The following is a 14789-nucleotide window of genomic DNA, read 5'->3' on the forward strand; positions in this document are numbered from 1 at the left end:
TGTATGATTCCTGGGTCCTACCTGAAACACACAATTCTATATAAACTTTTCCTCTAGCATTTATAAATATTCGACAGTACTGATTTTAATATATTATTTAGGTATAGCGATAAGAAAGGTAAGATTGCATTTAAAAGGTAATAGTAAGAAGGTAAAAAGAGAAATAAAAGAAAACGTAGGGTTTGTTTTTCTTTATAGGTAAACAAGATTGTAGATGGGTAACCTTAAAATTGTAGATTAATTAGAAAATATTTATGAAGAAACTACTAACAGTAATGGCCTTTTCGGTCGGTTTATTCGCAAATGCTCAAACCGGCAACTTATTTAAACCAGTAAAAGAGGTAGCGCTACGTACTCCGTCGGTACCTATCGTTGTTTCAGATCCTCACTTCTCTATCTGGTCTCCTTATGATAAATTAATGGAAGGAAGTACAGAACACTGGACTACAGCTAAGAAGCCATTAGTAGGGGCTTTACGCGTAGATGGTAAAGTGTATCGTTTCCTAGGTAAAGATCAAGTAGCTCTAATACCTATTGCTCCCATGACAAATGTGGAACGTTGGGAGGCTGCATATACTAATAGTCAACCTGCAAATGGATGGCAAGAATTCCAGTTTGATGATAGTAGTTGGAAAAAAGGTAAAGCAGCTTTCGGTAGCCGTGATATGCCACGTGTTCGCACAGAGTGGAAAGGAGATAATACAGATATTTATATCCGACGTACATTTGAAATAAATGATTTGGATTTAACAGAGAATATTTTTCTTATTTATTCTCATGACGATGTATTCGAATTATATTTAAATGGAGAAAAACTGGTTGCTACAGATCTCGTATGGAAGAATAATGTAAACCTAAAACTTTCAGATGAAGCCAAGAAAAAACTTCGTAATGGCAAAAATGTGATTGCAGCGCATTGTCATAACACAACTGGAGGATCTTATGTGGATTTTGGTTTATATCGTGAAAAGAAAAATGCAGTAACATTTGAAAATGAGGCTGTACAGAAATCGGTAGATGTACTAGCCACTTCCAGTTACTATACATTCACCTGCGGACCTGTCGAATTAGATGTTGTATTTACAGCGCCTCAATTGATAGATGACTTGGATTTGTTGTCAACTCCGATTAACTACATCTCCTATCGTGTGCGTCCTCTTGATAAAAAAGAGCATGATGTACAATTCTATATAGAAACGACTCCGGTATTAGCAGTGAATGAGACTACTCAGCCTACTATTGCACGTACATTATCGAAAAATGGTATTAGTTATGTAGAAGCTGGCACCATCAACCAGCCGATATGTGATCGTAAAGGTGATTTGATTTGTGCTGACTGGGGATATGTATATCTTGGTAGTGTAAATGGAGCAGGAAAATCTATAAGTTTGGGTGACTATAGCGGAATGAAGGAAGCTTTTGTTAAAAATGGAACTTTAGCTTCAAGTAAAACCAAATGGATTACTCGTCGGGAAGAAAATACTCCTGCAATGGCTTATGTACATAATTTTGGAACTGTTACCAAAGATGGTAAAGATGGTTTCTTGATGATCGGTTATGATGACATTTATTCCATTGAATATATGTATGAGAAACGTATGGGATATTGGAAACATGATGGTAAAGTAACGATTTTTGATGCTTTCGAAAAACTAAGAGATAACTATCAATCCATTATGGAGCGTTGTCGTGCACTTGATGAACTTATTTATAGCGATGCAGAAAAAGCAGGTGGTAAAAAATATGCAGAAATATGTTCTGCTTCATATCGTCAAGTGATTTCCGCCCATAAACTTTTCACAGACAAAGAAGGTAACCTGATGTGGTTCTCTAAAGAGAATAACAGTAATGGTTGTATCAATACAGTCGATCTGACCTATCCGTCCGCCCCTTTGTTCCTCGTTTATAATCCAGATTTGGAAAAAGCCATGATGACTAGCATTTTCGAATATAGTGCAAGTGGGCGTTGGAATAAACCTTTTGCAGCACATGACCTTGGCACTTATCCAATAGCTAATGGACAAGTTTATGGTGGTGACATGCCGATTGAAGAAAGTGGTAATATGGTGATTCTAACTGCAGCTATTTCAAAAATTGAAGGTAATGCCGATTATGCTAAGAAATATTGGGACATTTTGACGACATGGACTAATTATTTAGTAGAGTATGGACAGGACCCGGAAAACCAACTTTGCACGGATGACTTCGCCGGACATTGGGCTCATAATGCCAATCTTTCAGTGAAAGCCATCATGGGAGTGGCCGGATACAGCGAAATGGCTCGGATGCTCGGATTAAATGATGTAGCAGACAAATATGCGGCTATAGCCAAGAAAATGGCGGTGAAATGGGAAGAAATGGCAAATGAAGGTAGTCATTACCGTTTGGCTTTTGACAGAAAGAACACTTGGAGTCAAAAATATAACATGGTTTGGGATAAGTTATGGAACCTGAATTTATTTCCTAACGATGTAATCGGAAAAGAAATAAACTATTACTTGACAAAGCAGAATCCTTACGGGCTTCCTCTGGACTCTCGTAAAGAATACACAAAATCCGACTGGATAATGTGGACGGCAGCTATGTCTCCGGATCAAGTAACCTTTGAAAAGTTCTCTGATCCTGTCTATAAATACATTAACGAGACCGTGTCACGTGTGCCTATCAGTGATTGGCACCATACCGACAGCGGTAAATGGGTAGGCTTCAGAGCGCGTTCGGTGATCGGAGGATACTGGATGAAAGTGTTAATGGATAAAGTTCAGAATAATCAATAATTTTAAATCTAGTGTATTATGAAATGTAAAACTATGAAACATGGGAACATAGGACTACAATGCATGATGTTGGCATTCATCTTTACAGTCTGTTTCAGCAGTTGTAAAGACGACAAAGATACAACTGCAGCCCCTTATGATCCAAGTCAACCAGTAGAGGTAACGGACTTTACCCCTAAATCAGGAGGAACAAAAGTACGTATGATTATTTATGGTAGTAATTTTGGCATTGATCCCTCTATTATTTCAGTTAGGGTAGGTGGAAAAGAAGCTAAGGTTATTAGTGTAGAAGGCAATTGTTTATATTGCATTACTCCAGACCAGTGTTATGAAGGTACGATAGAACTAACAGTCGGCGAAACCCCAACTGTAACTATACCACAGAAATATAAATATGTCCAACAGATGCTTGTCACTACTTTATGTGGCTATGTGGATGAACTAGGAAATGGAGAAATAAAAAAAGAAGGTCCATTTAATGATTGTGGAAAGATAGATTCTCCTACGTGGTTTTCATTTGATCCAAAATTTCCGAATCTTCTTTATTTAACCCAAGACAATGGTGATCAAGGTAAAAAGCCTATACGAATTTTAGATTTAGAAAGAGAATACATAACGACTGGATTGGCTGCCGGAAGTGATGGAGTAGGACGTTTTCGCAGTATTACCTGGACATTAGATGGTGATACAATGATAATTGCATGCTCAAAAGGAGATGTTAATGGTGCAAGTAACATCTTCATGACTCGCCAAGGTAACTTTTTGGATCAGAAACGATTGACTACCGGTAATGGATGCCAAGCTTCTGCTGTGCATCCCAGAAATGGAGAATTATATTATAATAACTTCGGAGAAGGTATGGTGATAAGATATGATTATCACAAGTGGGGAATAAACAATAATAAGGAACATCAAGAAAAGCTGTACGCTATTCAAGATATAGATTGGGAATTCAATTATATCATTCACCCATCCGGAAAGTATGCATATATAGTGGTAATAAACCGTCACTATATCCTCCGTGCAAACTATGATGAAGACAAGAAAACATTTACCAATCCGTATGTCGTATGCGGAGCACCAGGTCAAGCTGGCTATGATGATAAAATTGGAGCTAAGGCGCGATTAAGCAGACCCTACCAAGGAGTGTTTGTCAAGAATCCAGAGTATAAGGCAGCCGGAAAAGATGAAATTTACGATTTTTACTTTACTGATCGTGATAATCATTGTATTCGAAAGCTGACACCAGACGGAATTACTTCAACTTTTGCAGGACGAGGAAGCGTTGGTATGAATATACATGCCAATGGTTATGTAGATGGGGCATTACGCGAAGAGGCTCGTTTTGATTCTCCAGCCGCATTGGCATACGATGAAGTAAACAATATATTTTATGTGGGAGATGTAAATAATCATCGTATCCGTAAAATTGCTTTGGAAAAAATACCGGAAGACCTCATTAGAGACCAATCAGATAAAAGAATATCGGATGAAGTTAAATAATAACCGAATAATATGGAATGCATAAATATTAAGAAATTGATAACTTTCTGTCTATTATTGATTTCTATAAGCGTTTTTGCGCAAAAAAAGATAGAAGTTACAGGAATTGTAACAGATGAGAATAAGGAACCACTGATTGGTGTGAATGTAACAGTAAAAGACCAGGCTGGCTTGGGAGCTATCACAGATATTAACGGACGTTACAAAATAAATGTTGAAGAATATTCAAGGCTGCTCTTTTCATATATTGGATTTGATAAACAGGAAGTGCTGATAAAGCAGCAACGTATAGTGAATATTACAATGAAAGAAGCCAATGCAAGAGAGATTGATGAAGTTGTCATCACCGGAACAGGCGTGCAGAAAAAACTGACGGTGACAGGAGCGGTAACGACTGTAAATGTAGACGACCTGAAATCAAATCCTTCAGCAAACCTCTCAAATGCTTTGGCAGGTAATGTAGCAGGTATTCTCGCCATGCAGACATCAGGGCAGCCGGGAGTGAATACTTCTGAATTCTGGATTCGGGGTATCTCCACTTTCGGAGCAAACAATTCTGCGCTGGTATTAGTTGATGGATTTGAACGTAGCCTGGACGAAATGAATATAGAGGACATTGAGTCTTTCACTGTATTGAAAGATGCTTCTACGACAGCTATATATGGTCCCCGTGGTGCTAACGGGGTAATCTTGATTACCTCCAAACACGGTAAAGCCGGTAAAATCAATATAAACGCAAAAGTTGAAACGTCTTACAACACACGCACCATTACACCCGAATTTGCAGACGGTTACACTTACGCACGCATGATGAATGAATCACGCATTACTCGTAATAAAGAACCTATATACCAAGATGATGAATTGGAGCTTTTACGATTAGGACTTGATCCTGATCTTTATCCGAATGTGGATTGGAAGGATGTGTTGCTGAAAGATGGAGCGATGACTTATCGTGCTAATGTGAACATGAATGGTGGTGGGGCTACTGCACGCTATTTTGTTTCACTTAGTTATATCAGCGAAGGAGGAATGTATAAAACAGACGACGCTATGCGTGAGGATTATAATAGCAACCCAAGTAGTCAACGTTGGAATTATCGATTGAACACGGACATTGATATAACTAAAAGTACTCTCCTGAAAGTTGGAGTTTCCGGTTCTTTAAAGAAACGAAATGCACCGGGACAAGGGGAAAATGTATGGAAATCATTGATGAATCAAAATCCGATTAGTGTTCCATTGATGTATTCTAACGGCTATATACCGGCATTTGGTAAAGAAGATGATCGCTCGAACCCATGGGTGCTTGCTACGCAAACTGGATACAAAGAGTTTTGGAATAATAAAGTACAGACAAACATTTCTTTGGAACAAAAACTGGATTTTATAACAAAAGGGCTACGCTTTGAAGGACGTTTTGGATTTGACATCAATAATGATAATGAAATCAACCACAAGAAAATGCCTGAAACATGGCGTGCACAACGTTTCCGTAATTCGGCGGGCGAAATAGTGTATGATCGACAAAGGGAAGAACAGAAGATGGAACAGACCAGTAAGTCATCAGGTAATCGCAGAGAGTTCCTCGAAGCTTTTTTACAGTATAATCGTGGATTTAAAGAACACCATGTAGGAGCAACTCTCAAATATAGCCAGGATGCTTATAAAACAACTGTTGATGTTGGTACAGATGTAAAAAACAGTATTGCCAAACGTCATATGGGAATAGCCGGACGAGCCAGTTACAACTGGAATTACCGTTATTTCGTCGATTTCAATTTTGGATACAACGGTTCGGAGAACTTTGCTGACGGACATCGGTTCGGTTTTTTTCCTGCATTTTCTGTTGCTTGGAATATAGCTGAAGAAAAATTGATCAAGGATCATCTGAAATGGATGAACATGTTTAAACTACGTTATTCATACGGAAAAGTCGGAAATGATCAGTTGGGAACACGCTTTCCTTATTTATATACCATTTCCGGTAAGTATACAGAAAAAGTGGATGACAAAGATGTAGAAAAGATATTCCCCGGATGGAATTGGGGAGATTACGGATACGATAAAAAGTTTGATGGTATGACATATAGCATGTTGGCTTCCGAAAATGTAACATGGGAAATTGCTACCAAACATGATTTTGGAGTAGATTTATCTCTATTTAATGATAAATTGACAGCTACAGTCGATTATTTCCACGAGCAACGTGATGGCATTTACATGGAGCGAAAATTTCTTCCAGGTATGGTAGGTATCGTAAGAAGTAATCCTAAAGCCAATGTCGGTAGTGTATTATCTGAAGGATTTGACGGTCATTTTGCTTACAAACAAAAGTTAGGTAAAGTAAATCTCACCATTCGAGGTAATATGACTTATAGTAAGAATGAAATTCTGGAGAGAGATGAAACAAATACTGTCTATCCTTATCAATTAGAAAAAGGATATCGTGTCAATCAGGCAAAAGGACTTATTGCGTTAGGTCTGTTCAAAGATTACGATGATATTCGTAATAGTCCTAAACAACAGTTTGGTAAAGTACAGCCAGGTGACATCAAGTATAAGGATGTGAATGGTGACGGGGTCATTAATGATGGAGATAAAGCGGCTATTGGAGCCACTACCAAACCGAACTTGATTTACGGATTTGGTATTTCGGCACAATGGAGAGGACTTGACTTCAATGTTCACTTTCAAGGAGCCGGCAAGTCTTCATTCTTTATTGAGGGCTCTACCGTATATGCTTTCAAAGACAACCAATGGGGAAACGTATTGGAGAATTTGGTGGAAAATCGCTGGGTGGATGCAGAAACTGCTGCCAGGTTTGGTATTCCTGCTAATGAAAATCCAAATGCTTCGTATCCTCGTTTAAGTTTCGGTGGAAATGATAACAATTTCCGGAAGTCTACATTTTGGTTGCGTGATGGTTCTTATTTGCGATTAAAAACTCTGGAAGTTGGCTATACTTTACCTAAAACAGTTGTAAACAAACTGAAATTTAATAAGATACGCGTATTCTTTATCGGAACGAACTTATTGACATTCGCTAAATTCAAAGAATGGGATCCTGAACTCGGTAGTTCTACAGGTACCGAGTATCCACTTTCCAAAGTCTTTTCTCTAGGTTTATCTGTTAATATCTAATTTAATATACGTGAAATGAGAAGAATATATTATATATGCATATATATCCTATTAGGAGTAGGAATTGCATCCTGTGCGGACAACTTGGATTCTGACAAGTATTTCAAAGACCGCATGTTACTTGAAGATGTGTTTACTGATGAAACACGGACAGAAAGGTGGTTAGCACATGCTTTTTCATATCTGTCAGGAGAAAATATGGATGTTTCCAGTAAAGATAATAATCTGTTCTGCTTTGCCGATGATATTTATTTCGGTGACCGTGATGATTATAAAACATTTAAGAACGGTACATATAATGAAGGCTTCCGACATTCTTGGGGAGCAAGCTATAAAGGCATTCGTCAAGCTTCTATTTTTATTCAAAATGTTGACATGAATATGAAGATTACGGAACAGGAAAAAGCAGACTTTAAAGCACAAGCGCGCTTCGTAAGAGCTTATTACTACTGGCTTTTACTTCGTAGGTATGGTCCTATACCTTTGTTGCCGGACGAAGGACTTGATTACACTGATAGTTATGAAGGTTTGGCACGGCAACGCAATACTTATGACGAATGTGCCAACTACATTGCTTCCGAAATGGCTTTAGCTGCAAAAGATTTACCATTGGAGAGAGGAACCAACCACATAGCTCGTCCAACCAGAGGAGCCGCTCTAGCTGCGCGTGCCAAAGTGTTACTGTATGCGGCAAGTCCGATAAACAATCCTCGCCCGGAAGATACAGAAAGATTTACTGACTTGGTGGACCATGATGGTAAATGTCTCATTGCGCAGGAATATGACGAATATAAATGGGCAAAAGCTGCTGCAGCTGCACTTGATGTGATGAAACTCGGGCAATATGAGTTGCATTATTCGTTAGCAAAGACAGAATCAAGTCCAGGCTTTCCTAAAACCGTTACTCCCTATCAAGATAACGATTTCTCGAAACAGGATTGGCCGGATGGGTACAAAAATATAGATCCGTTTGAGTCATACCGTTCGCTCTTTGATGGTGATTTAGCAGCCTCAGATAATAAAGAATTGATTTTTACACGTGGTAAAAATCAGGGTGACCGTGATCTGGCGGATATGGTCAGGCATCAACTCCCATCAATTTATGGTGGTTGGAATACACATGGTATGACACAAAAACAATGTGATGCCTATTATATGGCTAATGGGGATGATTGTCCGGGTAAAGAACGTGAATTAAATATTCCTGGTCGTAGTGACATGCGCGAACGTGCAAATGGATTTGTCAGCAAAACAGAAGCAGGAACTGAAGGATATGAACACTTACGTGCTGGAGTCTCCAAGCAATATGCCGGGCGTGAACCTCGCTTCTACGCTTCCGTCGGATTTAATGGAGCTATATGGCCTATGCTACAAAATTCATCCCTAACCCCTGCCCAGCCGGTAGATGTACAAATATTCTATTATCGTGGTAATGGTAATGGATATACGAATACAAATTTCTGGTTACGTAGTGGAATAGGAATTATGAAATTTGTCAGTCCGGATGATACAGCAGTAGGCAAAATAAACGACCGCATCACTAAAAAACCAGAGCCTGCAATCCGCTACGCAGAAATATTACTGATATATGCGGAAGCTTTGAATGAGCTGGAAGATGGATCCACGTATGACATTTCGTCGTGGGATGGCTCTACTAGTTATTCCATCAAGCGTGACATTAATGAAATGAAGAAGGGGATTCGACCGATTCGCTGCCGTGCCGGTGTGCCTGATTATGATCTTACTACTATATATGGGAATAAGGATGAATTTCGTAAGAAGTTGAAACGTGAGCGCCAAATTGAATTAATGGGTGAGGGGCATCGATATTTTGATTTACGTAGATGGAAGGATGCTCCGGTGGAAGAGGCAATGAAAGTATATGGATGCAATACGTTAATGACTGATTCGGAAGATCAAAAAGTTCTATTTCATTCTCCTGTGGTTATAAACGATCTGCCTTCAACCTTCTCGCGCAAACTATATTTCTGGCCTATTAGCCATGATGAGTTAAAACGGAATAATTTGTTAACCCAGAATCCTGGATGGACATATAATGATTAATATAAAAAAGTATAATATGAAAACTATATATAATTGTTGGATTGTATTGTCCGTTTTGCTATTAGCTACATCTTGTAATGATGAATGGACAGAAGAACAGTATAAGCAATACATATCTTTTGCAGCTCCCATAAACGATCAGGGTGTCATGAACATCTATGTGCGGTATAAAACAGATGGTAAAGTAACGTATAAGTTACCTCTAACAGTGAGTGGAACCACTATGAATTCTCAAGATCTGGATGTACATGTCGCCATAGATCCAGATACTTTGAATATTATGAATCAGGAACGTTTTAGTACACGAACTGAATTGTTCTATGAGCTATTGGATGAGAAGTTTTACAGTTTTTCTGAATCGGTTCATATCCCTGCCGACTCTTATGCGGAAACTATGAATATTGATTTTACATTAAACGGAATTGACATGGTAGAAAAATGGGTATTACCTCTGACTATAGTTGATGATGCTTCTTATAATTATATGAGTCATCCGCGTAAGAATTATGCAAAAGCACTCTTAAGGGTTATTCCGTTCAATGATTATTCAGGAAGTTATAGTACAACTACTATGGAAGTGTTTTTTCGTAATCCGGATGGAAGCATTGATAAAAAGCCAATGGTTGCCAATTCACGTACTGCATACGTAGTAGACGAAAATACAATTTTCTTTTACGCAGGTTTAGTCGGTGAGAATTTAGACAAAGAGATACGCCGTACCTACAAAATATATATGCAATTTGATCAGGAAACAAAAACATTGAAAGTATGGCCGGAAGATGATAGGATTAATTTCGAATTGTTTGGTACACCTGATTACAGTGTTGCGGTAATTAAAGATGCTACTCGTCCATACTTGGAACATCATTATGTCTCCTTTTCGATTGAGTATAATTATGATGACATTACTTCTGCTCCGGGAGCAATAGTGCCATATAAAGTAAAAGGTACATTAACGCTTGAACGTAACATCAATACCCAAATACCAGATGAAGATCAACAGATTGAGTGGTAATATTAGTCTTTACTAGAAGAGGTTAAAGAAATACGTCTGAAAGGATTTCCCCCCTGTTACAAAACAGTTGTAGCAGGGGGAAACTTCATTTTAAGGCATTTCTCGAATAGTCACTTTTAATGATTAAGACAAAAATAAGCTATTCTTTCGATGATATATTAATGGATAAAATGCCTGTTTTTAATGCAAAAGTAATCTATTTATGATTATCTTTGCATTGAATTTAGCATATCAAGAAATGACAGTAAGAGAATGGATCAGAGAAAAAGAAATCAATGGGACTTCAACTTTTAGTGTTGAAGAGCTTCGTTCTTGTTTCATTGCTTCATCAGAACAAGTAATTAAGAATGAACTTTACCGATTAAAAATGCAGGGCAAAATTTTGTCTGTTTATAAAGGATTTTATGTAATTGTTCCCATACAATATGCTGCCAAACGTATTGTACCGCCAATATATTACATTGAACAGCTAATGAGTTTTCTGAAAAAACCCTATTACATTTGCCTGTTAAATGCTGCTGAATTATTAGGTGCTGCCCATCAACGTCCACAAAAGTTTTCAGTAATGACTATTCTTCCCAAATCGTCTGTTTCAGAAAATAAAAATAGTTTTTTGAGTTGGATATATCGCAAACAGATTCCTGATAGACTTTTACAAGAAAAGAATTCAGAAACAGGAACTATTCTTTTTTCTAATCCAGAGTTAACAGCTATTGACCTTGTACAATATGAGCAATATGTAGGTGGATTATCACGAGTGTCTACTGTATTAGCTGAACTTGTTGAAAAGACAGATTTCTCTAACGCAGTGGAAGATTATTTGTTTGATAATACATCCGTAGCAACTATTCAGAGACTAGGTTATATTTTGGATTGTATTCTCAATGAATCAGAACAGGCAGATACACTATATGAACAGTTACGGATTTATGATAAACGTTTGAATTATATACCTTTGAGTTCACGCCATCCTCGAATTTTGAAGGGTGCGAATAGACGTTGGAAAATAAATATAAATATTGATATAGAAATAGACGAACTATGATAAACAGAGCTGCTATAATGCAATGGAGAACACATGTTCCATGGAATGCAAACGAACAAGTTGAGCAAGATCTTATTATTAGTCGGGCATTAGTTGCCATCTTCAGTGATGATTTTTTAGCTTCCAAACTTGCTTTTAGGGGTGGAACTGCATTACACAAATTATATCTTTCTCCGCAGCCTAGATATAGTGAGGATATTGATCTTGTACAAATCGATGCAGAACCAATTAAATCTACTATGTATAGACTAGGTGAAGTCTTGAATTTCTTGCCAGACCGAGTCACAAAACAGAAAAGATTTAATAACACAATGCTTTTTCGTATGGAATCGGAGATACCACCGACTGTGCAAATTCGATTGAAAGTGGAGATTAACTGTTTTGAACACTTCAACGAATTAGGGCTAGTCAAGATTCCTTTTTCTGTAGACAATAGTTGGTTTACAGGACAATGTGAATTAACGACTTATAGACTGAATGAACTGTTAGGCACTAAGTTACGCGCATTATATCAGCGTAAAAAAGGTCGTGACTTATTTGATTTATACAAAGCTCTCACTTTACATGAAGTAAATCCGGATGAAATTATTCGCTGCTATAAACGATATATGGACTTTGTTGCCGGACAACCACCTACTTACAAACAGTTCATTTTGAACATGGAAGAAAAGATGAACGATATGGATTTCTTAGGGGATATCCAAAATCTAATACGTCCTAATGAGATGTTCAATCCTCAAGAAGGGTATGAGCTTATTAAAGAAGTATTGATTGAGCGTTTGAAAAAAGACTTTTAAATTCATATACTTTATTACATACACTTATCTATTTTTGATTTTGTTTTTTGGGGGAGGGAAAGACAAAATAATTCATAATTCAAGCACATTATTCATTAATATACCTGATAAAAAATAAAAGCTATTTTTTATCAGGCAAAATCTCTGGTTTTTACCTGATACATCTTCTTATAACAATACAAAAACAACACAATAATGAATAATACACTAAATTACAGCAGGTTACATACTTATATCTTAGTTTGGACAGGACCCGGAAAACCAACTTTGCACGGATGACTTCGCCGGACATTGGGCTCATAATGCCAATCTTTCCGTGAAAGCAATTATGGGTGTAGCCGGATACAGCGAAATGGCTCGTATGCTCGGTTTGAATGATGTGGCAGATAAATATGCAGCGACAGCCAAACAAATGGCAACAAAATGGGAAGAAATGGCCAATGAAGGCGATCATTACCGTTTGGCTTTTGACCGTAAAAACACTTGGAGCCAAAAATATAATATGGTTTGGGATAAGTTGTGGGATTTGAATTTATTCCCTAACAATGTAATCGGAAAAGAAATTAGCTATTATTTAACAAAACAGAATCCTTACGGACTACCATTGGACTCCCGCAAAGAATACACCAAATCCGACTGGATCATGTGGACGGCAGCTATGTCTCCGGATCAAGTAACCTTTGAAAAATTCTCTGATCCTGTCTATAAATATATCAATGAAACAGTATCTCGTGTACCTATCAGTGACTGGCATCATACTGACAGTGGTAGGTGGGTCGGTTTTAGAGCCCGTTCGGTGATCGGAGGATACTGGATGAAAGTATTAATGGATAAAGTTCAGAATAATCAATAATTTAAATCTAATTTATTATGAATGGTAGAACAATGAGACATGGAAGCATGGAACTTCTATGGAGGATGCTATTTGTGCTCTTTATAATCTGTTTGGGCAGTTGTAAAGACGACAAAGACGCAACAGTAGCACCTTATGATCCGAATCAGCCGATAGAGGTGACGGATTTCACACCTAAGTCGGGAGGTGGAAAAAAGAAGATGATTATCTATGGTAGTAATTTTGGGACAGATCGCTCCATTATATCTGTAAAAGTAGGAGGAAAAGAAGCACTAGTCATTAGTTCTAAGGGGAATAGTATATACTGTCAAACTCCTGAACGATGTTTCGAAGGAACTGTTGAAGTGAAAATTGGAGAACAAGCAGTCGTAGTATCAGAAAAATACCAATATGAGCCTCAGACAGTAGTAACGGATTTGTGTGGGGAGGTAAATGAATTAGGTCAGGGAAATATTGAGACCGAACCACGTCCGTTCAATGATTGTGGAAAGATAGAATATCCTTATTGGTTCTCTTTTGATCCTCAACATCATCATATCCTTTATTTGTCTCAAACGGGTACTGATAAGGAAAAGAATAGACCTTTACGAGTTCTGGACTTAGAAAAAGAGATGATCTATACAAAGAAAGTTAATAATATAGTTCGTATGACTTCCATAACATGGACTGATGAAGGTAATATGGTAATAGCATGTCCACAGGGTGGTGGCAGTTCCAATAGGAGTAATATTATATTAAAGCGTGGTAGTAGTGCGGACGGTCAGGACTTTAAAGATGCTAGTTGGACGATACTGACACGCGGTAATGCTTGTAACGGTTCGATGATTCTTCCGGAAACCGGTGATATTTATTTTAATCATCGTGCCACAGGGCTCGTATACAGATACAATATAAGTAATGAAGAAAATTGGAATGCTAATCCACCAGTTCCCGGTGGAGACGGATTATCTGAAATTCTGGCGTTCAGCGTTCCGAATAGTGGTGTTGATTTTAGTTTTGTGCCTCATCCTACAGGCAAATATGTCTACATTATCATGCATGAATCGCATTATATACTTCGTTCTAATTATGATAAAGAGACAGGAAAACTGGTTACTCCATACATTGTATGCGGACAATCCGGACAAGCTGACTATAAAGATTTAGTGGGTATTAATGCCCGTCTGAATAAACCGGGACAAGGCGTATTCGTATATAATAAAGAATATGAAGATGCGGGAAAAGAGGATCATTATGATTTCTATTTTACAGATACCAAAAATCATTGTATTCGTAAACTGACTCCAGATGGAGTTGTCTCTACTTTTGCAGGACGTGGTTCCGCTTCAACCAGTGCCTATAAATGGGGAAAGCAAAATGGCGAAATACGTGAAAGAGCTCGTTTTAATGAACCGGTTGCTTTGGCTTATGATGAAGAGACAAAAACTTTTTATGTAGGAGATACGGGAAACTTTAAGATTCGAAAGATTGCAAAAGAGCAAGAAGCGGATGAACAAGGAGAAGGAGGATCAGATGATGAACAGACTGGTGAAAACCAAATGGATGAGATTTTTCCAGAATAACGAGAACAAATAATCGAATAAAAAACAAA

8 protein-coding genes and 1 pseudogene are annotated in these 14789 nt (G+C 37.8%); all 9 read left to right on the forward strand.

Annotated elements, in window-relative coordinates; translation table 11 throughout:
* The first annotated feature begins 254 nt into the window (after window positions 1-254).
* The 9 genes and pseudogenes from HMPREF9009_RS05570 (at window position 255) to HMPREF9009_RS05610 (ending at window position 14760) form a co-directional block, all read left to right on the forward strand.
* Window positions 255-2777: a glutaminase family protein gene (locus HMPREF9009_RS05570; RefSeq protein ID WP_049701668.1), complete on the forward strand. Its 2523-nt coding sequence runs from the start codon at window positions 255-257 to the stop codon at window positions 2775-2777.
* Between the two features lie 18 nt (window positions 2778-2795).
* Entirely contained in the window at window positions 2796-4280 is a 1485-nt protein-coding gene (locus HMPREF9009_RS05575; protein ID WP_004298154.1) for an IPT/TIG domain-containing protein, read from the forward strand.
* A gap of 21 nt (window positions 4281-4301) precedes the next feature.
* Complete coding sequence (locus tag HMPREF9009_RS05580; protein ID WP_049702262.1) at window positions 4302-7424, forward strand: SusC/RagA family TonB-linked outer membrane protein; 3123 nt, start codon at window positions 4302-4304, stop codon at window positions 7422-7424.
* A 15-nt stretch (window positions 7425-7439) separates the two neighbouring features.
* Window positions 7440-9488 (forward strand): RagB/SusD family nutrient uptake outer membrane protein, encoded by a 2049-nt coding sequence (locus HMPREF9009_RS05585; RefSeq protein ID WP_004298159.1) that lies wholly within the window; start codon window positions 7440-7442, stop codon window positions 9486-9488.
* Window positions 9489-9504: 16 nt separating this feature from the next.
* On the forward strand, window positions 9505-10503 hold the full coding sequence (locus tag HMPREF9009_RS05590; RefSeq protein WP_049702263.1) for a DUF4973 domain-containing protein: 999 nt from the start codon (window positions 9505-9507) through the stop codon (window positions 10501-10503).
* Between the two features lie 238 nt (window positions 10504-10741).
* Window positions 10742-11548: a type IV toxin-antitoxin system AbiEi family antitoxin domain-containing protein gene (locus tag HMPREF9009_RS05595; RefSeq protein ID WP_049702264.1), complete on the forward strand. Its 807-nt coding sequence runs from the start codon at window positions 10742-10744 to the stop codon at window positions 11546-11548.
* Window positions 11545-12345 (forward strand): nucleotidyl transferase AbiEii/AbiGii toxin family protein, encoded by an 801-nt coding sequence (locus HMPREF9009_RS05600; protein ID WP_004298164.1) that lies wholly within the window; start codon window positions 11545-11547, stop codon window positions 12343-12345. The genes HMPREF9009_RS05595 and HMPREF9009_RS05600 overlap by 4 nt, the downstream gene beginning before the upstream one ends.
* A 241-nt stretch (window positions 12346-12586) precedes the next feature.
* Window positions 12587-13198 (forward strand): annotated as a pseudogene (locus tag HMPREF9009_RS05605) (glutaminase domain-containing protein); the annotation flags it as partial.
* A gap of 17 nt (window positions 13199-13215) precedes the next feature.
* A complete protein-coding gene (locus HMPREF9009_RS05610; protein ID WP_049701669.1) occupies window positions 13216-14760 on the forward strand; it encodes an IPT/TIG domain-containing protein in 1545 nt (514 codons plus the stop codon).
* The last annotated feature ends 29 nt before the right edge of the window (window positions 14761-14789 follow it).

The sequence above is a fragment of the Bacteroides sp. 3_1_13 genome, assembly GCF_001185845.1.
GTDB classification, from domain to species: Bacteria; Bacteroidota; Bacteroidia; order Bacteroidales; family Bacteroidaceae; genus Bacteroides; species Bacteroides xylanisolvens.

What these genes read in the sequence shown, in the direction of transcription:
- HMPREF9009_RS05570 (WP_049701668.1), top strand. Translation starts at nt 255, where the DNA reads ATGAAGAAACTACTAACAGTAATGGCCTTTTCGGTCGGTTTATTCGCA.
- HMPREF9009_RS05575 (WP_004298154.1), top strand. Translation starts at nt 2,796, where the DNA reads ATGAAATGTAAAACTATGAAACATGGGAACATAGGACTACAATGCATG.
- HMPREF9009_RS05585 (WP_004298159.1), top strand. Translation starts at nt 7,440, where the DNA reads ATGAGAAGAATATATTATATATGCATATATATCCTATTAGGAGTAGGA.
- HMPREF9009_RS05590 (WP_049702263.1), top strand. Translation starts at nt 9,505, where the DNA reads ATGAAAACTATATATAATTGTTGGATTGTATTGTCCGTTTTGCTATTA.
- HMPREF9009_RS05595 (WP_049702264.1), top strand. Translation starts at nt 10,742, where the DNA reads ATGACAGTAAGAGAATGGATCAGAGAAAAAGAAATCAATGGGACTTCA.
- HMPREF9009_RS05600 (WP_004298164.1), top strand. Translation starts at nt 11,545, where the DNA reads ATGATAAACAGAGCTGCTATAATGCAATGGAGAACACATGTTCCATGG.
- HMPREF9009_RS05610 (WP_049701669.1), top strand. Translation starts at nt 13,216, where the DNA reads ATGAATGGTAGAACAATGAGACATGGAAGCATGGAACTTCTATGGAGG.